A 20,920-nucleotide genomic window follows, 5' to 3' on the forward strand; every position below is an offset into this window, starting at 1 on the left:
AGCCCATGCGCTTGTGCCGGAGGGTGTGATCGCTGGCGTAGAGCTGGCTGATCTCCCAGCTTACGAACACGACGATCACCATCAGCACCGCTGCGTGTACGTAGGAAATATCCATAGCATTTCACTTGATAATTGTAACAATCTGGCGGTCTGAGTGAAGAAAAGCAAATACATGCCCCTCTCACCTATCCCGAGCTATTTAAGGACTCCCCGGAAATGGTTACCTTGTCCGCTTTGTTGTCACCCTCGTAAGCTACTGTCGGCTACCGACGCCGTCCCGACTGAGCGAAATACCCCGCATGGCCCTGCAGACCGTATCGAAAAAACTGGAATCCGCCCTCCCCTGGAAAGGCATGGGCGAGGAGCTGGAGAGCCAGGGATGCCTGCACCTGGACCATTTTGTGGGCTCCACCCCCTCCCTGCTGGCCCACCGCCTGCAAAAGCGCTACCGGCGCATCGTGGTAATCTGCCCGGACCATGAAACAGCCGAATTCTTCAAAGGCGACCTGGATGCCCTGGAAGCCGACAACGCCCTTCTCTTCCCACCCACTGGCCGGAATCCCTACGACGACCAGCAGATCACCGACAGCACCCGCACCGTGCAGCGTTCGGAGGTGCTGGAGGAGATCCAGAAACACGACACTTCGCTGACCGTCACCTCGGCGGAGGCGCTCTTCGACAAGATCATCTCCCCCGAGGCCTTCCAGCAGTCGTCGTTTACCATCCGCACCGGCGAGGAAGTCGCCATGGAGAAGCTGCTGGAGGAGCTGGCCGATCAGAACTACGAGTCGGTCAGGTTCGTGGACATGCCCGGGGAGTTCGCGCGGCGCGGCGGCATCCTGGACATCTTTCCCTACTCGGGCGAATATCCCATCCGCCTGGAGTTTTTCGGAGACGAGGTGGACTCCATCCGCGAGTTCGACCCCGATTCCCAGCGTTCGGTTTCCTATCTCAACACCGCACGCCTGGTGCCGGACGTCACGCGCCTGGCGCAGGGCGGCAAGCAGCATCTGCTGAGTTATTTCGACGAGCACACCCTCCTGCTTGCCCTCAACGAGTCGCTTACCCGCGCCGACCTGGAAAACCGTTTCGGGGAGGCCGCCGAACGCTACAGGGAGCTCGAGAAGGAGGGGCGCGAGGATCTGTTGCCGCCCAAAGAGCTCTTCCTGGATCCCCATACGTTCGGACAGGTGCTGGAAGCAAGCACGCGCATCTACCTGGGAGGATTTTCAGAGCGGCGCGACGACCTGTGGAGCTGGCGCCTGGAGGCGGGTCCTCAACCCGACTTCAACGGATCCATCAAGCTGCTGCGCGAGCGCATCGCCCGGCTCAGTGAGGAGGACACAGAAACCTGGATTCTTTGCGACAACGAGGGGCAGCGCGACCGTTTCGAGGAGCTGCTTGGCGAGCCCTCCGAGGAGCTTCGCTACCACCTGGCCATCGAAACCATCCACGAAGGATTCATCCTCCACGACCAGAAGTTGGCCGTCTTCACCGACCACCAGATTTTCAACCGCTACCACCGCCCGAGTACCCGAAGACGGCGGCGCGCCGACAAGGGCGGCATCTCCTTCAAGGAGCTGCGCGACCTGAACAAGGGAGACTTTGTGGTGCACGTCGACTACGGCATCGGCAAGTTCGCCGGTTTCCGCAAGATCACCGTCCGCGGCGTGGAGCAGGAGTCGGTCGTGCTGCGCTACGCCGAGGACTCCGTGCTCTACGTGAACGTGACCAGCCTCCACAAGATCCAGAAGTACTCCGGCAAGGAGGGCACCCAGCCGCGTATCACCAAGCTGGGCAGCGGAGCCTGGGCGCGAAAAAAAGCCCAGACGCGCTCCAAGGTAAAGGACATCGCCCGCGACCTCATCGAGCTCTACGCCAAGCGCAAGTCCAAGAAGGCCTTCGCCTATTCGGAGGACAACGCATGGCAGACCGAAATGGAGGCGCGTTTCGAATTTGAGGAAACGCCCGACCAGCGCGAGGCCATCGAAGCCGTAAAGGACGACATGAAAAGCGACACCCCCATGGACCGCCTGGTCTGCGGGGACGTGGGCTTCGGCAAGACCGAGGTGGCCGTACGCGCCGCCTTCAAGGCTGTGATGGACAACAAGCAGGTGGCCGTGCTGGTGCCCACCACCATCCTGGCCGACCAGCATTACAAAACCTTCGCCAAGCGCATGAAAGACTTTCCGGTGAAGGTGGAAGTGCTCTCGCGCTTCCGCTCATCCAAGGAACAGAAGGAGGTGCTCGAGGGACTCAAGGAAGGTACGGTAGACATTGTGGTGGGCACCCACCGGCTCACCTCCAAAGACGTGGCGTTCGACGACCTGGGCCTGTTGGTCGTGGACGAGGAGCAGCGTTTTGGGGTGCAGGCCAAGGAGAAGCTCAAGGAGTACCGGGCGACGGTGGATGTGCTGACCCTTACGGCCACCCCCATCCCCCGCACCCTGCAGTTCTCGCTCATGGGCGCGCGCGATCTGTCCATCATCAACACCCCTCCGCCCAACCGCCAGTCGGTGCAGACCGAGATTCACTCCTTTGACGAGGAGCTTATCCGCGACGCCATCCTCCACGAGGTCTCACGCGGCGGGCAGGTCTTCTTTATCCATAACCGCGTGAAGAATATCGAGGAGATCGCCTCCATGGTGCGTCAGCTCATTCCCGACGTGCGCGTACGCTTTGCCCACGGGCAGATGAGCTCCTCCAAGCTGGAGAAGATCATCGAAGACTTCTACGCCCACAAGTTCGACGTGCTCATCTCCACCAACATCGTGGAGAACGGCATCGACATTTCCAACGCCAACACCATGATCATCAACCGGGCCGACCGCTTCGGACTGTCGGAGCTGCACCAGCTCAGGGGACGTGTGGGACGCTCCCAGCGCAAGGCCTACTGCTACATGATCACCCCGCCCATACAGACGCTCACCGACGAGGCGCGCAAACGCCTGCTGGCCCTGGAGGAGTTCTCCGATCTGGGCGCAGGATTCAACATCGCCATGCGCGACCTCGACATTCGCGGAGCGGGCGACATCCTGGGGGCCGAGCAGAGCGGCTTCATCAACGAGGTGGGCTTCGAGCTCTACCAGAAAATCCTCAACGACGCCGTCCGCGAGCTCAAGGAGGAGGAGTTCAGCGAGGTATTCGAAGATGTGGAGGTGGATCTGGAGCTGCCGGAGACACAGGTGGAGCACGATCTGCCCGCCCTGCTGCCGTCGGACTTTGTGGCCGACAACGTGGAGCGGCTCAACCTCTACCGCAAGCTCTCGGGCGCCGATGAGCTGGAGGAGATCAACGACTGGAAGGAGGAGGTGGAAGACCGCTTCGGCACTCTGCCCCAGGCCGCACAGAATCTGCTCACCTCCTTCGTCATCAAGCTCTACGCCTCGCGCCTCTTCTTCAAGAAGGTGACGGTCCGCTCCGGGCGCATGTGGCTGGTCTGTCCCGATCCCGACAGCGAGCTGGGCAACGAATTCTACGAAAACCGCTTTCAGGACATCCTGAAGGCTCTGCAGGAGCTCGCTCCCGACAAATTTGAAGTGGTCCAGAAAAAAGACAAGGTGCGCTTCGTGGTGCACGACATCGACGGGCTGGAGGACGCCGCCACCTTCCTGAAGGACCTGCACAAGGAGCGCTTCCGGGAGGAGGTCACCCTTGCTTGAACGGATCAAGAAGATACTGCGAGAGGGCGGCGTGGCCGCCTTCCCCACCGAAACAGTCTACGGGCTGGGCGCCTACGCCTGGAACCCCGACGCCGTGCGCCGCGTCTTCGAGCTGAAGGGCCGCCCCGCCGACAACCCCCTCATCGTGCACCTGGCGTCGGCCCGCATGGCCGCAGACTTCGTCCCGGAGATTCCCGAAGACGCCCGCACCCTCATGACCGCCTTCTGGCCGGGTCCCCTTACGCTGATCCTCCCCAAAAAACCCGAAGTGCTCGACCTGGTCACCGCGGGCCTGGACACCGTGGCCCTGCGCTGGCCCGCCCATCCCCTGGCGCAGGAGCTCATCGCCACCTGTGGGCCGCTGGTGGCCCCCAGCGCCAACAAATCCGGGCGGCCCAGTCCCACGCGCCCCGAACACGTGCGCGAGGACTTCGGGGAGGATTTTCCCGTATTGGAGGCCGGCGAGACACAGATCGGGCTGGAATCGACGGTATTGGACCTTTCCCGCGAGCCCTATACCATTTTGCGGCCGGGATACATCGGCCGCGAACAGATCGAGAAAGCGCTGGGCAAGGAGGTGCGCCTGGCCGATTCAGAGGAGGGCGAAGAGACCGATGGCGAGATCCCCGGCCGTGTCGGACAAACAGACGCCGACGCCCCCGCCCGCAGCCCGGGCACCAAGTATTCTCATTACGCCCCCTCGGCCCGGGTGCGCTGGATGGAAGAGGGAGAAGAGCCCGGCCGGGACAACACCCTCTACCTGATACATGCCGAGACGGCGGCCGAGCGGCCCAACGTGGCAAGCTACGAAAGCGACTACGAGCGCATGGCCCGTGAGCTCTACGACCGCTTCCGGCAGGCCGACCGCGAGGGTTACGCCCAGGTTGCCCTCCGACCCTTCACTGCCGACCTCCGCCGGAGTAAGCCCGTCGCCGAAGCCCTTCACAACCGCATTTCGAAGGCTATTGGCTGAGCCTGTACCTTGATGCGGACTGTATTGCAATTTGTCATTATATATACGAAATTTGTCTTAGCAACCATGCCATGAATGCGTTCACTCATGAATATTATAAAAGAGATTGCCACCCATTATAAGACGGATGATCAGAGCTTATATAAGCTGAGTAAAATGGCAAGGGAGGGTATCCCTTACAGCTCTTTTACCCTGATTGTGGAAGATAATCCATTCGATCTCTCCGACTGGGCGAAGTTCCTGGATATATCAGAACGAACGCTACAGCGATACAAAAAAGAAGACACTACTTTCAGTCTCCTTCACAGCGAAAAGATCTTGGAAATAGCTCTGTTAAATTTGAAAGGTATTGAGGTATTCGGGAATAAAGAGAATTACCATACCTGGCTTGATAGTAAGAGTATCGCACTAGGTGGAATAAAACCCAGAGAATTGCTGGATAACCATTTCGGGATAGAGCTGATCCGGGGCGAGCTGATCAGAATTGAACATGGCGTCCTTGCATGACCGTATTCCGGCTGTGTCGCAAACCTTACAGAAATGACCTGTCGGGGAGAGGGGCGGAAATCAAAGGGGGGCGCTGGAACAGCGAAGGTGTACCCCTGCTCTATACATCGCAGTCCCGTGCCCTTAGCGTAGTAGAACTGGCCGTTCACCTGCCCCTCGGAATTCATCCCCTGGACTATTTCATGCTGACTATCACGGTTCCCGATTTTGTACCCGTACAATCATCGGAGGAAATGGGACTGCCGGCAGATTGGAAAGAACGCCTGCATTCGCAATCAACGAGGGAAATCGGCAATCAATTTTTTGACATGAATACCCACCTCGTACTGGAAGTCCCCTCTGCGGTTGTGGAGGGTGACCATAACTACCTGGTCAACCCCCGTCATTCAGACTTTAACCAGGTAACATTAGTTGAGACGGTCCCTTTTCAATTTGACAGACGACTATTCGAGAGGGAGATTTAGTTTACTCGCTCAGTCTGATCAAGGGAACGCCCCCTAGTCAAACACCGTGAAGGTCTGGTCGGGCTCCAGGGCCAGCACCGACTCGGTCATCAGTTCAATAAGCTGCTCCACGTCGCCCACCGAGACCGTCTCCACCGGCGAGTGCATGTAGCGCAGCGGCAGCGAAATCAACCCGCTGGGAATGCCCGTCTTCTGGTGGAATATGCTGTCGGTGTCGGTGCCCGTGCGTACGCTGTTGGCCTCGTGCTGGATGGGGATCTCCTTCTTTTCGGCCACCCCTTCCACGAACTCCACGATACGCGGGTGGTTGGCCCCGCCGTGCTGCACCACCGGACCCCTACGCATCTTGATCTGCCCGTGCTCCTTGTTGTCGATGCCGGGCGAGTCGGTGGCGTGGGTCACATCGGTGACCAGCGCCATATCGGGCTCCAGGCGGTAGCTCATCATGCGCGCGCCGTAGCCCCCGACCTCCTCCTGTACGGAGTTGAGGGCCATCACGTTCACTTTCAGCTCCTCGCGGCGCTCCTGCAGGTTCTTCAGAGCCTGGGCGATCACAAAACCGCCGATGCGGTTGTCCAGCGCCCGTCCGGTGAGAATGTCGTCCGACAGGTACTCGAAATCACTGGCGTAGGTGATGGGATCGCCCACCTGCACCATCTCCAGGGCCTCCTCCCTGTCGGAGGCGCCGATATCCACGTAGATATCCTTCCAGGCCGGCTCCTTCCCTCCCCCGTTCTTGTTCTCCTGCAGGTGAATGGCGGTGTTGCCCGTCACGCCCGAAACGCGTCCCCGCTTGTTATGAATATAGACCCGTTTGGCCCGGGCAATAGTAGAGTCGCTGCCGCCCAGCTTGTTGATGTAGACAAAACCGTTGTCGTCGATGTATTGCACGATCATCCCGATCTCGTCGCAGTGCGCCTCCAGCATGACGGTAATCACGTCGAAGCTGGTGTTCAGCTTGGCCACCGCCGAACCATAGGCGTCGGTGTCCACCTCGTCGCTGAAACGCTCGGTATACGATTTCCACACCTTCTGGCCGGCCTTCTCGAAACCGGTGGGGCTGGGCGTGATGAGCAGATCTTCCAGGAATTCCCGGGCCGCATCGTCTAACATATTCCTCTTTTTCCGTTATATTTTGGTCGCTTACGAGCCTGAATATAAGAATCCCGCGGACAGCCCTAAACCCAATTTACCAGCGCGAAACCGGTCCCCATGGACGCACCCTCCTACGACGAATCCCTCTTCCCCCACTGGTTTCGCCTGCCGGTGCGCTTCCGCGACCTCGATCCCCTCAACCACGTCAACAACGCCCTCTTCAACACCTACTACGAGGAGGCGCGCATCGATTTCATCCGGGAAGTGCCCGCCCTGGTGCGCGGGCTGGAGGAGGGCTTCAGCTTCGTGCTGGCTGAGATCACCATCCGCTACCTGCATCCGGCCGAATTCCCCGACACTCTGCTGATCGGCACAGGCATCACGGACACGGGCAACAGCAGCATCAGCAGCTACCAGGCCGTCTTTTCGGGGGAGGAGAATCGGCTGCTCTCCACCGCCCGGGCCACGGGCGTCTGGTTTGACGTGGAGGCGGGACGGCCCGCGCGCCTGCCCGACCTCCCCGACCCGGAGGCTTTCCGCCCCGACGAACGCATGCTAAGCTATCGCGACCATGGATAAGAGCACCCAGTACAAAATTTTCAACGATCCCATCCACGGTTTCATCACCGTGCCCAAGGGCACCATCCTGCGGCTGATTGATCATGCGAATGTGCAGCGCCTGCGCCGCATCAAGCAGATGGGCCTGGGCTACCTTGTTTTCCCCGCCGCCGAGCACTCGCGCTTCTCTCACGCCATCGGCGCCATGGAACTGGCCCAGCGCACCCTCAACAACCTGCGCGAGAAAGACACCACCATCAGCGAGGCCGAGTACGAGGCCACCCTCATCGCGGTGCTCATGCACGACGTGGGACACGGTCCCCTCTCCCACACCCTGGAGTACGACCTCATCACCGACTTCCACCACGAAATGATGACCCTGGCGGTGATGAAAAGGATGAACAAGGAGTTCGACGGGGCCCTGGACCTGGCCATCAAGATCTTCACCGGGCAATATCCCAAAAAGCCCTTTTTGAATCAGCTCATTTCCTCGCAGCTCGACATCGACCGGCTGGACTATCTGAAGCGCGACAGCTTTTTCACGGGCGTCTACGAGGGCTCGGTGGGCATTGACCGCATCCTGAAGACCATGCGGGTGCACAAGGGCAACATCGTCATCGAAAAGAAGGGCATCTACGCCATCGAGAACTACATTCTGGCGCGCCGGCTCATGTACATGCAGGTCTACCTGCACAAGACCGTGCTCAGCGCCGACAAGCTGGTGCGAAACATCTTCGCCCGCGTGCGCCAGCTCATCGACCGAGGCATCAAGCTTTACCACCCTTCCCCTTCCATGGAGTATTTTCTGAAAAAGAAGCCCTCCGCCAAAAAGGGCATCAGCGGGGAGATCCTCGACCGCTACCTGGATCTGGATGACAACGACGTCTTCCAGAGCATCAAGTACTGGCAGAAATCCAGCGATCCCGTGCTGGCTGACCTCTGCCGGCGATTTCAGTCGCGTACCCTTTTCCGCACGACCTTTACCGGGGGACGCAAAATTACCAAGAAGATGAAGGAGGAGGTTAAACGGAAGACCAGGGCGGTGCTGGAGAAGCAGGGGCTGCCAGCCGATGAGGAGGCCGCCTCCTACTATTATGCCTTCGACCGCAGCTACAGCGAAGCCTACAAATACGAAAAAGAGGGCATCTGGATCCTGGAGGGCAAAGAAAAAGCGGTGGAGTTCTCAAAAGCCGCTGACACCGACAATATTATTGCGCTCACCGAGCCCGTGGTGAAGCCCTTCATTGTGCACTTGAAGGATTTTGAAATTGAGGGGATTTAATACTTTCACCTTGCCAGTTCCTGCATTGGCGGGAGGGTCGAGACGATTATTCGACGCTCCAAAAAGACGACCAACAAACCTTTAAATCTCTAATCACGGGCGTAGCTGTTTAGGTGAAGCTTTCACAGAATGACTGAGATTCTCGTCCGGCTAGCCACCCGGCCCCGAATTGATAAGCCACATAAGTCCATAGACGCTTCCCCTTTGGGAAGTAGTCTCAGATAAACGCCTGGACAACAATTAATGTCCAATTGACCGAAGAACTGTTACTATCACTGTAAATAAATAGGATAAATAGAGCTGAAATTATTAGTGAAAACAGGTGTCCACCAGCCCTTCCAACAGGTCATAGAAAAGGTGTGGGAAGAGATGCCTTTCTAATACATAAACGCGTTAATGCGTGGGTTATATGGCGGCTCTTGTTTGCTATAGTTGAAGTTTAAACTAGTTTAAGATTCGTTCAAATTATCTTCAAGGTTTTTGTTATTGGGATTGCAGGTTTTAAGGTTTGATAGACCACGCAACTTTTTACTGCAGCACCAAATAAAGTATTTAAAACCTTTTCTCCTGCATTGTCTGAACCTAATTCTACCTCCATATTAATTTTTTGAAATCCAACTGGAACAGATTTATCAAACTTTAATGTTCCGCGGACATCAAGGTTGGCTTCAACTGACACTTTTGTGTGCTGCAATTGAACTTCTAATCTATCTGCAATCATTCTTAAGGTACTTTCTAAGCAAACAGCCAATGCGGCACATAAAATGTCTCCGGGTGTTGAGTAATCGTGATCACCGCCTACAGCTCTATGGAGACCCGTTTTGAGTGGTAATTTTAGCTCATCATTCATTAGAACTTTAGAATGAAATGGATCATCCAAGTTTTCACCTTCAACTACTGCTGAATCTATAATTAACGCTTTCTGTGGGTCATCATCATAGATTTTCTTTAGTTGATTATGCCTTTTTACGACTTCGGATTTTACATTTCGCAGTTTAAGTTTTTTAGCTAAATGCTTAGCGGTAAATTTAATGTCGTCTTTTTCCATAAAATGTATTTATGCTTTTTTAATGGGTATTAACATTGGAATAACCCCAGTGCGGTTGATGTTATCCTCACTTCGCTCATAAGTTTTCTTAAGGTTATTCTTATAAATTAAATAAACAATTTGAAGAAAATCGCTCTCAAATCAAAGTAACTTACTACATCACCGCACTGTTTGGATGCTGAATTAAGCCATATAACGACATTGCGCATAAGCTGCAGGAGCCAACGCGTTGAAATAATTTACAAATGAATGGATGAATAATAAATGGAAGCGGGCAGGAACAGGCGAGGCCTGTCCGCTTAGTGCGCTGGTTATGTGGTGGTCCTATTCAATTGAGAATTTGGGCTCAGGGTTAACTAGTTCTCTCATTTTTCAATTCTCTCGGTAATTATCAATCATAAAAATGCTCCCATCTCGATTTAGAAAGAGATTTTCCTCCGATGTGAGTAGCTGATAATCATATTTCCCCAGAAATGATGCCTCTCTAGAGGTGTTGTCAATGCTGTAGTGGCTGTATGAAATCATAAATGAAGTGGAGTTGGGCTCCTCACGAACTCCATTAACGACACGGACCATCACATCTCCATTTTCTTCTAAATATAGACCGTTCATAGCATCGTAATCTGCGATTATAGGAGAAAGACCTCTCATATCCCCTTCAGAAGAATAACGGATTTCCAAGTTAGCATAGTTAAAATCTTCTACGCGGTACAGTCGATCCAGTTCAAAATCATTGTTAAAAACATAGACCAAAGGGAAAGAATTGTACATCAAATAAATAAGATTTCTATCCGGGTCGACTCTGACTTTGCCCTCGGAATACAAATTAGTCAATCTTCCAATATCCGTGTGATAAAACCTTCCAAAAGATTGGAGCAGGTTTCCTTCTTTGTCAAAGACATGCAAGGGATGATCACTTGATACACTCTCCGGTAACCCCAAGGCAAACAACCGATCCTCCGTCACTGCAATCGAATGAGGCACAAATTCAAGGTTGATGGAACGTACATATTGGCACGGAGTACTGCTACACTCGAAGATCGATATCAACCCCTCAGCGCCTGATACAAATACTTGTCCTTCCCAGACAGTGAGGTCACTTGGTTGAAACAAATCACCCGGTCCTCGTCCCGCTTGAGCTATTTTCTGTACTTCATTGCTTGACGAGTTATATTCGTACAGGATGCTATTGGAGATATCCAGGATAACTCCTCTTGTTTTATCATCCGTTACATACTGAAAGATCACATCAGTGCCTACAAAAACATCCAGTTTTAGTGGGGCGTTAGCACTACTTTGCCCTTCGTTTGAGAATTCCTCCAGTAATAGATTCGTATTACGTTTATCGGCACCCAGGGGAATGGCCTCTTCATTGATGTAAGGGATATTTTCCAGTATCGGATGAGTTACCGTTTGTGCGGTTACCCACTCAGCGCTCACAAATAAAAAAAGTATTGCCATGACAATATTATAAATACTTATTCTGATCATCATAATATTTCCTTCAATCTTAGATTTTTAACTAATGAGTGATATTACTTTCACTTTTGTGATCTCAGTAACTTAGCCACATAACGTTGCTGCAAATAACCTGCGTAGTTACTAAGAATGTAATTTAACAGATTGAAGAGGAACCGAAAGAGGAGAGGGGGTGGAAGCGCTTCTGCCACGTTAGGTTAATTTGCTGGTTAGAGTGCCAGGATTAGACTCGTTGTCTCCACTTTTCAGGATCACTTCGTTGATCAAGAATTGCGAGAATTGTTATGCTTTCTGGCTCATCAATAAAATAGGGCATTTAACTCCGTTGGAGTGATTTCCGATTAAAACGTACAATAAGTGTCCGACAAATTCCTGTTGATCCAACTGGCGATGGTTGAACCGGTACTCAATTTCTTTGAGGTAGTATAAAAAGTTTTCTGCACTTACTCCGTGGTAGCGGAGAAGACGTTCTTTGGCATACCCCCAAAAGCCTTCGATTCCGTTGATACTGGCTGCTCCGCGAGCGTATTCAGCCTGGCCGTGATCGACCGTTTGATGATCAGCAAGCGGAGTCCTCGGACTGCCAGGTGTCGGAGTAGATGGTTGTTTCAATGGACACTTTATCACGGATGATATCTTGTAGCGTGAGTTTGTCTACTTCGGCGACAGGAACGACATACACGATCCCGTCCTGGCGCTGATAGATCCCAAAAACTGGCTGCTGTAGCTCCTTGGCCCCTCGCCCGCGTTTTACCTTGCCGGCCTTACGCAGGCGCTTCCGGTCGCTGTGGCGACGGTTCTTGAAACTCGGGCCAAAGTAGGTGCCTTCCGGCCCGAGGCCGGACCTATCTCGTGGGCCTGCGACAGGCTGAATCTGCCCGGGCGACTTCGAACGCTTGGAGGCTCTTGTCTGTACGCGGCCGAAGCAGCGGCCGCACGCGGCCTGGTCTGGCCGCTTGCAGTCGCGCGGCACGACCTGCACGATTCGGTAAGCTCTTCAGCTCGAACCGCCGAACGGGCCGTCCTCCAGGCTGTCTTGGCCGGCTTTCTGGTAGGAGCAGCTCCGCGACTGGGGGTGCCAGGTGACCTCACCCTGCAATCTGCGGCCCGTAGCATCGCCCCGGGCATCGCCAGCGGCCGTTCAGCGGGCTTCCAGAATCGACGCGTCCAATCCGCGCAACCAGGCTGCCGGCGTGTGCGACCCCCGCAACGGGCCGCACGCCAGATACGGCCAACGGCGCGAAGAACGTAAACCACGCGTAAATATGCTGCACAGGCGCTTACCGCCGCAGAGCCACACTCCCGCAGACGGGGGCATGCCCGGAGATCATTGGCACGTGCCGGAAGCGAGCTACTAAAGCTCGCCGCACGGTATCCATGTAGATTGTTTGATAATGAAGAGGATTGCGTTGAACCGTAGCGATTTTGGCATCCACGCACCGAACAAATTCTTTGCTTAGACTGGCGAGCTGCTTCTCATACCACCAATACGCTTGATCAAAATCTCGCTCTGCCTGAAGAGTAAAAATTAAGCGTTTGCTCACGAGGGGTCATAAGTATTGATCCCGAATCTCATCCCAAGATTTCCCTCTTTTCTTATCCTCTTGAAATGATTTCAGTCTCTCTTCTAGAATACTCTTGTGGTGATCGGGGAGAGGTACGTCATTTGGTTCGGATGCAATGGAATCCCAGAGTGCCTCAACGACGAGGAGCTTCTCGCTTTTATTTAGCTCGCTGAGTTGCTTGGCCAGTGCTTCATCCATGATGATGCTTTTAAATGATCATCTGGAATTTACTAAAAATGGGTCAGAATACAATTAACTGCTGAGGGAACGGGAAGTGGGTAGGCACTCTAACGTTGCTGCAAATAACCTGCGGGGGACTACAGTTCTAATGTAACAGACATTTCGGGAACCGCAAGCTGTGAGGTAGGGGGAGGGGCTCTGCCCCGTCAGGTTGATTTGCTTGTTATGGTTGCGAACGATCGCTGATCAGGTTTCATCAACTATCTGCAGGACCCGATCAACCAGTTCTTGGGATATCCAAAAATTCGTTTGTAGCATTTTTTTAATCAGCGGTTTGACAGCCTGAATATGTCCTTTCCTTTTTGCTGTTACCAGGACGCCTAGCGAGCCGGTAATTGTCACTCCCATCTCAGTAGCTGCTTTTCTTCCCTTGATCTCATCGATGATCAACAACGAATTACTTTCCTCCGAAGCCAGTGCAATACTTGTCGCTTCACCCGGATCCAAATAGCTGGCTAACCCTTTATCAAGACCAGACGTCGGTTTCTTTACTTCAACCCAATCCGGAAGAGATTGACTAAACTCTTTCGAAACGGTTTCCGTGATATGGATTTTGCCGAAAAGATCCTTCAGGAGATCTAACTCTCCGATTTTGTAGAAAAGAATAAGGCAGCTCGTGTCAGAAACTGTGACCTTGGGCATTTTCTATATCTTGATCCAATTCCTCTGCCGGATGATTGATGAGCGCTACATTATACTCCGCGAGAAGCTCCATAAACGTCTCTTTGGAATATCCTGCTAATTCTGCTGCCTGGCCCAGAGTTAATTTTCCTCTCTCGTACAATTTGGATGCCAAAGACATACGGGCCTCTTGATCATCTATCTCTGCTGTGTTTGGTATGTGTATCGTAAGAGTTTTCATAGATGAAAAGTAATTAATTTTTCCTACTAACGATAATCATCCATCAATGGTGTTTACGGCTTGCAATTAGGGCATGAGGAGTGAGCAACATAACATAATCTTACACCACTAACGTAGCTGATAGTGGTATATCAAGCAACTGGAGTGCCCATCGAAAAGCTCTGGGTTGGGACACTGGGAATTGCCGTTGATGTAATATCTTGATATAACATCTTGACGTAACTACAGGTTTTATGTCTGAGGGGGTATAAGGTGAAAGGCGGCCAAAAGTCTCATTTCTACGCATACCACAAATGCGATCCTTATGATAGGCGAACTAAATTCCTGGTGGAATAAACTGGCGCAACATTCCCCTTAAGCCAATCTCACCTAAATCGAATCCTCTCTATCTAATCCGATACGCGGTCGTAAATAACGAACGAAAGGTCTTCCCGGTCGTCTCGCATGACCTCTTTCCAGATGCTCCCGACGTCCTCGCGGTACTCCGGGAAATAGGTGTCTCCCTCAAACTCCTCGCGGATCTCGGTAATGTACAGCCGGTCAGCGTAGTCCATAAACTGCCGGTAGATCTCCCCTCCCCCGATGATAAACACCAGATCGTGGTTGCTCAGGTAGCTGATGGCCTGACTGACGGATTTGAAGGCGGTGATCTCCTCCAGGTCGTCGTAGGTGCGGGTGCGGCTCAGTACTACGTTTTCGCGACCTTCCAGCGGGCGCTCGTTGAGCTCCTCAAAAACCCCGCGTCCCATCACGATGGGATTTCCCATGGTGGTCTCCTTGAAGTGCACCAGGTCGTCGGGGAAGTGCCAGGGTAGCTTGCCGTCTTTTCCGATGACCAGGTTGGGATCGTGTGCTGCGATGATGGCTAGGGTCATACGGCCACCTCGAATTTGATGGAGGGGTGCGGATTGTAGTTCTTCAGCTCAAAGTCCTCGAAGGTGAGCTCGTCCACCGGCTTGTCGGCGATCTCCAGGGTGGGAAGCTCGCGGGGCTCGCGCTCGAGCTGTTCCTTTAGTCCGTCCACGTGATTCATATAGATATGCGCGTCCACGATGGTATGGGCGAAGGTGCCGTAGTCAAGTCCCACTTCGTTGGCGACAGCCATGGTGAGGGCGGAATAGCAGGCCAGGTTGAAGGGAATACCCAGGGCGATGTCGCCGGAGCGCTGCGTCAGGTGACAGTTGAGTTTGCCGTCGGCCACGTTAAACACGTACATCACGTGGCAGGGCGGCAGGGCCATTTGATCCAGCAGGCCGGGGTGCCAGGCGGAGACCACGATGCGGCGGCTGTGGGGGTTCTCCTTGAGCATGGTGATGGCGCGTTCCACCTGGTCGAGCTCCTTGTCGATGGTAACGGTTTTTGTGAGATGGGAGGCGTCTCCCTCAAAGCTGATCTCCTCGGTCTCCGAATAGGGAAAACGGCGCCACATGACCGGATAGATGGGTCCCACATGCCCGTCCTCGTCCGCCCACGCGTCCCAGATGTGACAGTCCTGCTCGTCGCGCAGCCAGCGGATATGGTCCTCCCCGCGCAGGTACCAGAGCAGTTCCAGGATGACCGAACGGAAGTATACCTTCTTGGTGGTCAGCAGCGGATAGCCCTCCGCCAGGTCCACCTTGTAGAATTCCGAGAAGCTGGAGAGGGTGTCGGTGCCGGTCCGGTTTGATTTCCGCACGCCGTTGTCAAGGACGTTGCGTACCAGGTCGAGGTACTGTTTCATCTACGGGTTGCTTGGGTCTGTCTTTTTGAATTTTCGGATCTCTAAAGGGCTACGCCTTGAAGTAACGCTATTGCAATGGAAAAGTAAATGAGAATTCCCATGACGTCGCTCAGCGTGGAGACGAAGGGAGCGGAGCTGACAGCCGGGTCCAGCCCGAACTTGGAGAGCATAAAGGGCAGCATGGAGCCGCTAAGGTTCCCCCAGAGCACCACCCCGATGAGGCTGAGCGCCACCACCGTCGCACTGGCCAACATGTCGTCGGACACCCCGCCGTGCAGGGCCCATGTCCAGGCCAGGATAATGCCGAAACCGATAACTGCCATGAGCAGGCCCAGCATGAGTCCGGAGAGCAGCTCCCTCCCCATGACCTTGAGCCACTCGTCGCGGTCAATGTCGTCGGTGGCGAGGGCCCGGATGATGAGCGTGGCGGCCTGCGATCCAGAGTTGCCCCCGCTGGAGATGATCATCGGGATGAAAAGAGCCAGGGTAACGGCGTTGGCAAGCACGCTCTCGTAGCCGTCCAGCACCGAGGCGGTCAGCAGCTGTCCCACAAACAGGATCAACAGCCAGCCGATGCGCTTTTTGACCATCTCAAGGATGGTGGTCTGCGAGTAGTAGTCGTCGAGGGCATCCATACCGGCCATCAGCTGCATGTCCTCGGTGGTCTCCTCCTCGGCCACGTCGATCACATCATCCACCGTCACGATGCCCACGAGGATGCCGTCGGAATCGACCACAGGCATGGCCACACGGTCGTACTTGGAGAGCATCTTCACAGCATCCTCCTGGTCTTCGAAGGCGCTCAGCGCCTCAAAACTCTCGTCCATCAGCGAGCTTATGGTGGCCTCGGGGTCGGCCAGGATGAACTGGTTGAGCCGCAGGTCGTCGATCAGCTTTTCGTTCTCGTCCACCACGTAGATCACGTTTACCGTTTCGGCGCTGTGCCCGTAGCGCCTTATATGCTCCATGGCGCGCTGCACGGTCCAGTCCTGTTTCACCTTCACATAACGCGGGGTCATCAGCCTTCCCACGCTCTCGTCGGGGTAGCCCAGCAGCTTGGTCACCAGGCGGCGGTCCTCGGCCTTCATGGAGCTCATCACCCGCTGGGTGAGGTGGCCGGGCAGCTCCTCCATGAGGGCCACCCTCTCGTCAGGCTCCAGGTTGGACATAACGTCGCTGAGCTGCTGGGCGGTGAAGACCTCCAGAAGTTCGGCGCCCTTGACGGTGCTCAGGTAGGAGAAAACGTCGGCGGCTTTCTGCTTTCTGAGGAGGCGGAAGATGACCACGGCCACCTCGTTGTCCAGCTCCTCCAGCAGCTCGGCCACGTCCACCGCAGGCACGTCGTTCAGAATGTCCTTGAGCGCCACCCAGTCCTTGGCTTCGATCAGCTCGTCAAATTCGGGTTTCAGCAGGTGGACAATCATCGGACTTCCGCAATATGGGACGGTTTACGGGGATGGTTTCGCGGCGTCCTAATTTACGGGCTTCTCCCCTGTTTTAAAAAAATGAGGTGACCGGCTAAGAGATTTTTGCGATTTTACCTCCGCTTTGTCACATTGTGCCATGCTTTTTAACGAGGAAGTAGCAACAGCTTGAAGATCATCATTATCGGGGCGGGCGAAATAGGCTACGAACTGGCCAGCCTGCTCTCCAAGGAGCAACACGACGTGGTGGTCCTGGACCGGGACAAGGAGTGTCTGGACAAGGTGAAGGCAAACCTCGACGTGCTCACCCACGAAGGCAACGCCACCTCGGTCAAGGACCTGGTGGATTCGGGCGTGCGGGACGCCGATATCATGATTGCCGTGACGAGCATCGACGAGGTGAACATGATCGCCTCCATGATGAGCAAGCGCCTGGGCGTTGAATTGGTAATCGCACGGGTGCGCAGCGATGAGCTCTCGCGTCCGGGCGCCCCGCTGAAGCCCACCGACCTGGGCATCGACGTAATTATCCATCCCGAGCAGAGCGCCGCCTATGAGATTGTGCGCCTCATCAAGCGCGCCTCGGCCAGCGACCTGGTAAACCTGGCCGATGGCAAGATGCAACTCATCGGGCTGAGGCTGGGCAAAAATTCGCCCCTGGTGGGCATGTCGCTGGAGCAGTACGCCGAAAAGCATCCCGATCTTACCTTTCGGGTGGCGGCCATCTCCCGGCGTACGCTTACCATCATTCCCAGCGGCTCAGTGAAGCTGCAGGCGATGGACCAGATCTTCGTGCTGGCCCGGACCGAGGACATCCCCGCCGTCATCAAAACCACCGGCAAGCCCGATGTGGAGATCAACTCCATCATGATTTCGGGCGGCACGCCCATCGGCGCCATGATCGCGCGTATCCTCACTCAGGAGGAGAAAAACTGGAAGATCAAGCTCATCGAGCCCGACCGCAAGATTGCCGAAGAGCTGGCTCAGGAGCTCAAGGACGTACTGGTGCTCAACGGCAACCCTACCGACCCCGACCTGCTGGCCACGGAGGGCATCACCGACACCGACGCATTCATATCGGTAACCGACGACGAGGAATCCAATATCATCTCCTGCCTGATGGCCAAGCACCTGGAGGTCAAGAAAACCGTGGCGCTGGTCTCGAAGACTGACTACATCCCCCTCAGCCAGACCATTGGACTGGATGCCGCCGTCAACAAGAAGTCGGCCGCCTCCAACGAGATTCACCGCCACGTACGCCGTGGACGCGTCATCTCGGTGACCGCCCTGCAGGGTATCAAGGCTGAGGTGATCGAGCTGCAGGCCGCGTCCGGATCGAAGGTGGTAAAAAAACCCATTCACAAGATTTCCTTTCCCCAGGGCTGCGTAATCGGGGGCATTATGAGCAACGGCTCGGTGGAGATTGCCACCGGACAGTCGCAGATCAGGGCCAGCGACCGGGTGATCGTCTTCTGCATGCCCGAGGCGGTCGACAAGGTAACCTCACTCTTTAACTGATGCTCAGAAGCCCCTCCGACAGTTTCAGGCGACCGAAGATCGACTATCTCACGGTGCTGGGTATCCTGGGTTCCTTTATCTTCTTCCTGGGCTTTGCCCTGCTGATTCCCATGATTATCTCACTGCACTACGGGGAGGAGATATGGGACACCTACCTATACTCGGCGGGGATAGCATTTGGCTTCGGGGGACTGCTCTGGGTGCTGTTCAAGCCGCGCCACGAGCTGCGCATACGCGAGGGGTTCCTGGTAGTGAGCTGCACCTGGCTCTTCCTTTCGCTGGTGGGCGCCCTTCCGTTCGTCATTTCGGGCATTCTCCCCAGTTACACCGACGCGGTCTTCGAAACCATGAGCGGGCTCTCCACCACGGGTGCCACCATCTTCAACGGGGTAACGGCCGATGGCTTCCAAAACCCGCAGATCGAGGCCCTGCCCATGAGCATCCTCTTCTGGCGCTCCCTGGCCCACTGGCTGGGCGGCATGGGCATCATCGTGCTCACCATCGCCATCCTGCCCCTGCTGGGCGTGGGGGGCATGCAGCTCTTCGCGGCGGAGTCGCCGGGCCCCACCACCGACAAGCTCACCCCGCGTGTGCAGGAGACGGCCAAGCTGCTCTGGATTGTGTACGTCTCTTTTACCTTCGCGGAATTCCTGCTGCTCTGGGCCGCGCCGTCGATGGACTGGTTCGATGCCCTCAACCACGCCTTCGCCACCATGGCCACCGGGGGCTTCTCCACCAAGAACGCCAGCATACAGGCCTTCGACTCGATGTATGTGGACGGGGTGATCACCCTCTTCATGTTCATGGCGGGCATCAGCTTCGCCATGCACTTCCGGCTCTTCCGCGGCGACGCAGCATCTTTCTTCAACAACCGCGAGACGCGATTCTACGCGCTGATCACCGGCATCAGCATCCTGGTGCTCTCCGGATCCCTCTGGCTCTTTAATAACTACGACGTGGTCAGCGCCCTCCGCTACGGGGCCTTTCAGGCCGTGGCCATCGTGACCACCACCGGCTTTGGGACGGACGACTACGAGCTCTGGCACTCCTTCGGGGCCTTTTTCCTGTTTTTACTCTTCTTCACGGGAGGCTGCGCCGGCTCCACGGGCGGAGGCGTAAAAATGATCCGCTGGATGATTATCATCCGCAACTCCCTGCGTGAGTTCAAGCAGATCGTCCATCCCAAGGCCGTGCTTCCCATCCGCATCGGCGACAAGGTGGTGGATTCGGACATCCAGCGCACGGTGCTCAGCTTTTTCGTGCTTTACCTGGTGGTCTTCGGCGTGGGGGCGCTGATTATCGCGATCATGGGCTACGACATGAAGTCGGCCATCGGGGCCAGTATCGCCTGCCTGGGGAATATCGGTCCGGGCTGGGGCGAGTTCGGTCCGACGGACAGCTACGCGCATCTGCCCTATTTCGGAAAGTGGGTGCTCATTCTGATGATGATGATCGGGAGGCTGGAGCTGTTTACGGTGCTGCTGATCTTTACGCCTGCGTTTTGGCGTCAATAGGGATACTGCTATTCTTAACTGGAAATTTTATACATCCTCATTACCTGTCCTATCTACGACCGTATATAAAATTTAGGTTTAGAATAGCAGTATCCCTATTGCCTTAATTTCTGTATTTCGCATAAATAATTTAGATTGAATAAGGGACGTACCCTCCTCCTATATCTGAAACCTGCCCGCGGCCGGTTCGTATCCGCCAAGGATTCTAGTGTAGGTGTGCATCCTGGTGTTTCCAGGCCAGTCCAACCATTCGGCAGCTAACATCCACCTCCATCCCACTCCTCTCTCTGATGACAAATGATCGCAAACCTGTCATGAGCGACAGTAAGGCCGGCATGGAAAAATGGATAGGCATCCTGCGGGCTGTCGTTTTGGGATGGACCGCCTTCACCACGGTTTTTATCTGGACCGTCAGCAATCGAGGATTCTGGCGTCCTTCTATCTCTTCGGCTTCCATTGGGATGGAAGGTGCCGGGCGTACCACCTCCTTTTGGATCATCCTGGCGCTGGCCCCCCTGGCACTGACACTCTTCTACCTTCACGGCAGACGCAGAATGCAGCCGCTCTACCGCACCGGTTTCCTGCTTTGGAATCTTCTCCTGGCAGGTATCGTCATCTACGTTGCAGTGAGCACGGGATGGGAATCCAACTTTGTCGGGGGCACCTGGGGTTGGGAAGTGCCGCTGGTCCTCCTGGCCTTCCCATTCGGATTGGTGGCCGTCAGCGCCGTGGCCTGGATCTACCTCGATTCCAAGCTTCCCGGCGAAGCGCCCCGAGGGTGGAGCGACCTGCGCTGGAGGACCCTTGCAATCGCCCTGCTGCTGACTCCGTTGATAGCGCTGATATTCCAGATGGGCGAAGGCTACGACTGGAGCGCCAAGGTGGCGACGGGTACAGCCATCCTGCAGTGGCTCATGTTCATCCACTCCCTCGAAAATAGCCGTTGAACACCTTGAAAAAGATAAACAGGCGCGTACAGGTCCTTTTACGGCCTAAATGGGTCATGCCA

General features: G+C 55.2%; 19 protein-coding genes. 9 read left to right on the forward strand and 10 right to left on the reverse strand.

What is annotated here, in order from left to right:
* Nucleotides 1-299: 299 nt before the first annotated feature.
* From mfd to U5K31_11755, 4 genes are all read left to right on the forward strand, one after another.
* Complete coding sequence (gene mfd, locus U5K31_11740; protein MDZ7773393.1) at nucleotides 300-3,662, forward strand: transcription-repair coupling factor; 3,363 nt, start codon at nucleotides 300-302, stop codon at nucleotides 3,660-3,662.
* Nucleotides 3,655-4,635 (forward strand): L-threonylcarbamoyladenylate synthase, encoded by a 981-nt coding sequence (locus U5K31_11745; protein ID MDZ7773394.1) that lies wholly within the window; start codon nucleotides 3,655-3,657, stop codon nucleotides 4,633-4,635. Before mfd ends, U5K31_11745 begins: the two co-directional genes overlap by 8 nt.
* 75 nt (nucleotides 4,636-4,710) lie before the next feature.
* Complete coding sequence (locus U5K31_11750; GenBank protein MDZ7773395.1) at nucleotides 4,711-5,142, forward strand: antitoxin Xre/MbcA/ParS toxin-binding domain-containing protein; 432 nt, start codon at nucleotides 4,711-4,713, stop codon at nucleotides 5,140-5,142.
* The gene (locus tag U5K31_11755) at nucleotides 5,139-5,606 is read left to right on the forward strand and encodes an RES family NAD+ phosphorylase (protein MDZ7773396.1); all 468 of its coding nucleotides are present in this window, start codon (nucleotides 5,139-5,141) and stop codon (nucleotides 5,604-5,606) included. Before U5K31_11750 ends, U5K31_11755 begins: the two co-directional genes overlap by 4 nt.
* 33 nt (nucleotides 5,607-5,639) lie before the next feature.
* On the opposite strand, the gene U5K31_11760 is transcribed toward U5K31_11755, so the two are convergent.
* Nucleotides 5,640-6,719, reverse strand: a complete 1,080-nt coding sequence (locus tag U5K31_11760; protein ID MDZ7773397.1) for a M42 family metallopeptidase — start codon at nucleotides 6,717-6,719, stop codon at nucleotides 5,640-5,642.
* A 99-nt stretch (nucleotides 6,720-6,818) separates the two neighbouring features.
* On the opposite strand from U5K31_11760, the gene U5K31_11765 reads away from it, so the two are divergent.
* Both U5K31_11765 and U5K31_11770 read left to right on the forward strand, forming a co-directional pair.
* Nucleotides 6,819-7,280 carry a thioesterase family protein gene (locus tag U5K31_11765; protein MDZ7773398.1) on the forward strand — a complete coding sequence of 154 codons (462 nt, stop codon included), beginning with the start codon at nucleotides 6,819-6,821 and terminating at the stop codon, nucleotides 7,278-7,280.
* A complete protein-coding gene (locus tag U5K31_11770; GenBank protein MDZ7773399.1) occupies nucleotides 7,273-8,541 on the forward strand; it encodes an HD domain-containing protein in 1,269 nt (422 codons plus the stop codon). The genes U5K31_11765 and U5K31_11770 overlap by 8 nt, the downstream gene beginning before the upstream one ends.
* 460 nt (nucleotides 8,542-9,001) lie before the next feature.
* Here the strand turns inward: U5K31_11770 and U5K31_11775 are convergent, their stop codons facing one another.
* The 9 genes from U5K31_11775 to mgtE form a co-directional block, all read right to left on the reverse strand.
* Nucleotides 9,002-9,589 carry an OsmC family protein gene (locus U5K31_11775; GenBank protein MDZ7773400.1) on the reverse strand — a complete coding sequence of 196 codons (588 nt, stop codon included), beginning with the start codon at nucleotides 9,587-9,589 and terminating at the stop codon, nucleotides 9,002-9,004.
* A 372-nt stretch (nucleotides 9,590-9,961) separates the two neighbouring features.
* On the reverse strand, nucleotides 9,962-11,029 hold the full coding sequence (locus U5K31_11780; protein MDZ7773401.1) for a hypothetical protein: 1,068 nt from the start codon (nucleotides 11,027-11,029) through the stop codon (nucleotides 9,962-9,964).
* A gap of 598 nt (nucleotides 11,030-11,627) precedes the next feature.
* Complete coding sequence (locus U5K31_11785) at nucleotides 11,628-12,050, reverse strand: hypothetical protein (GenBank protein ID MDZ7773402.1); 423 nt, start codon at nucleotides 12,048-12,050, stop codon at nucleotides 11,628-11,630.
* Nucleotides 12,051-12,618: 568 nt separating this feature from the next.
* A complete protein-coding gene (locus U5K31_11790; GenBank protein MDZ7773403.1) occupies nucleotides 12,619-12,831 on the reverse strand; it encodes an addiction module protein in 213 nt (70 codons plus the stop codon).
* Between the two features lie 228 nt (nucleotides 12,832-13,059).
* A complete protein-coding gene (locus tag U5K31_11795; protein ID MDZ7773404.1) occupies nucleotides 13,060-13,515 on the reverse strand; it encodes a DUF3368 domain-containing protein in 456 nt (151 codons plus the stop codon).
* Nucleotides 13,493-13,735, reverse strand: coding sequence for a UPF0175 family protein (locus U5K31_11800; GenBank protein MDZ7773405.1), 243 nt, complete (start codon nucleotides 13,733-13,735; stop codon nucleotides 13,493-13,495). Before U5K31_11800 ends, U5K31_11795 begins: the two co-directional genes overlap by 23 nt.
* 389 nt (nucleotides 13,736-14,124) lie before the next feature.
* Complete coding sequence (locus U5K31_11805) at nucleotides 14,125-14,610, reverse strand: dihydrofolate reductase (protein MDZ7773406.1); 486 nt, start codon at nucleotides 14,608-14,610, stop codon at nucleotides 14,125-14,127.
* Nucleotides 14,607-15,455, reverse strand: a complete 849-nt coding sequence (locus U5K31_11810; protein ID MDZ7773407.1) for a thymidylate synthase — start codon at nucleotides 15,453-15,455, stop codon at nucleotides 14,607-14,609. Before U5K31_11810 ends, U5K31_11805 begins: the two co-directional genes overlap by 4 nt.
* A 41-nt stretch (nucleotides 15,456-15,496) precedes the next feature.
* Nucleotides 15,497-16,879, reverse strand: coding sequence for a magnesium transporter (mgtE, locus tag U5K31_11815; protein ID MDZ7773408.1), 1,383 nt, complete (start codon nucleotides 16,877-16,879; stop codon nucleotides 15,497-15,499).
* Between the two features lie 168 nt (nucleotides 16,880-17,047).
* Here mgtE and trkA point away from each other — a divergent pair, with 168 nt between their 5' ends.
* From trkA to U5K31_11830, 3 genes are all read left to right on the forward strand, one after another.
* On the forward strand, nucleotides 17,048-18,397 hold the full coding sequence (trkA, locus tag U5K31_11820; GenBank protein ID MDZ7773409.1) for a Trk system potassium transporter TrkA: 1,350 nt from the start codon (nucleotides 17,048-17,050) through the stop codon (nucleotides 18,395-18,397).
* On the forward strand, nucleotides 18,397-19,911 hold the full coding sequence (locus U5K31_11825) for a potassium transporter TrkG (GenBank protein ID MDZ7773410.1): 1,515 nt from the start codon (nucleotides 18,397-18,399) through the stop codon (nucleotides 19,909-19,911). The genes trkA and U5K31_11825 overlap by 1 nt, the downstream gene beginning before the upstream one ends.
* A 314-nt stretch (nucleotides 19,912-20,225) precedes the next feature.
* On the forward strand, nucleotides 20,226-20,858 hold the full coding sequence (locus U5K31_11830) for a hypothetical protein (protein ID MDZ7773411.1): 633 nt from the start codon (nucleotides 20,226-20,228) through the stop codon (nucleotides 20,856-20,858).
* Nucleotides 20,859-20,920 lie beyond the last annotated feature (62 nt).

This window comes from Balneolaceae bacterium (assembly GCA_034521445.1).
Classification (GTDB): domain Bacteria; phylum Bacteroidota; class Rhodothermia; order Balneolales; family Balneolaceae; genus JAXHMM01.

Excerpts from the sequence above, each read along its gene's own strand:
- mfd (MDZ7773393.1), top strand. The coding sequence starts at position 300 with ATGGCCCTGCAGACCGTATCGAAAAAACTGGAATCCGCCCTCCCCTGG.
- U5K31_11750 (MDZ7773395.1), top strand. The coding sequence starts at position 4,711 with ATGCGTTCACTCATGAATATTATAAAAGAGATTGCCACCCATTATAAG.
- U5K31_11755 (MDZ7773396.1), top strand. The coding sequence starts at position 5,139 with ATGACCGTATTCCGGCTGTGTCGCAAACCTTACAGAAATGACCTGTCG.
- U5K31_11760 (MDZ7773397.1), bottom strand. The coding sequence starts at position 6,719 with ATGTTAGACGATGCGGCCCGGGAATTCCTGGAAGATCTGCTCATCACG.
- U5K31_11765 (MDZ7773398.1), top strand. The coding sequence starts at position 6,819 with ATGGACGCACCCTCCTACGACGAATCCCTCTTCCCCCACTGGTTTCGC.
- U5K31_11770 (MDZ7773399.1), top strand. The coding sequence starts at position 7,273 with ATGGATAAGAGCACCCAGTACAAAATTTTCAACGATCCCATCCACGGT.
- U5K31_11775 (MDZ7773400.1), bottom strand. The coding sequence starts at position 9,589 with ATGGAAAAAGACGACATTAAATTTACCGCTAAGCATTTAGCTAAAAAA.
- U5K31_11790 (MDZ7773403.1), bottom strand. The coding sequence starts at position 12,831 with ATGGATGAAGCACTGGCCAAGCAACTCAGCGAGCTAAATAAAAGCGAG.
- U5K31_11795 (MDZ7773404.1), bottom strand. The coding sequence starts at position 13,515 with ATGCCCAAGGTCACAGTTTCTGACACGAGCTGCCTTATTCTTTTCTAC.
- U5K31_11800 (MDZ7773405.1), bottom strand. The coding sequence starts at position 13,735 with ATGAAAACTCTTACGATACACATACCAAACACAGCAGAGATAGATGAT.
- U5K31_11805 (MDZ7773406.1), bottom strand. The coding sequence starts at position 14,610 with ATGACCCTAGCCATCATCGCAGCACACGATCCCAACCTGGTCATCGGA.
- U5K31_11810 (MDZ7773407.1), bottom strand. The coding sequence starts at position 15,455 with ATGAAACAGTACCTCGACCTGGTACGCAACGTCCTTGACAACGGCGTG.
- mgtE (MDZ7773408.1), bottom strand. The coding sequence starts at position 16,879 with ATGATTGTCCACCTGCTGAAACCCGAATTTGACGAGCTGATCGAAGCC.
- U5K31_11825 (MDZ7773410.1), top strand. The coding sequence starts at position 18,397 with ATGCTCAGAAGCCCCTCCGACAGTTTCAGGCGACCGAAGATCGACTAT.
- U5K31_11830 (MDZ7773411.1), top strand. The coding sequence starts at position 20,226 with ATGAGCGACAGTAAGGCCGGCATGGAAAAATGGATAGGCATCCTGCGG.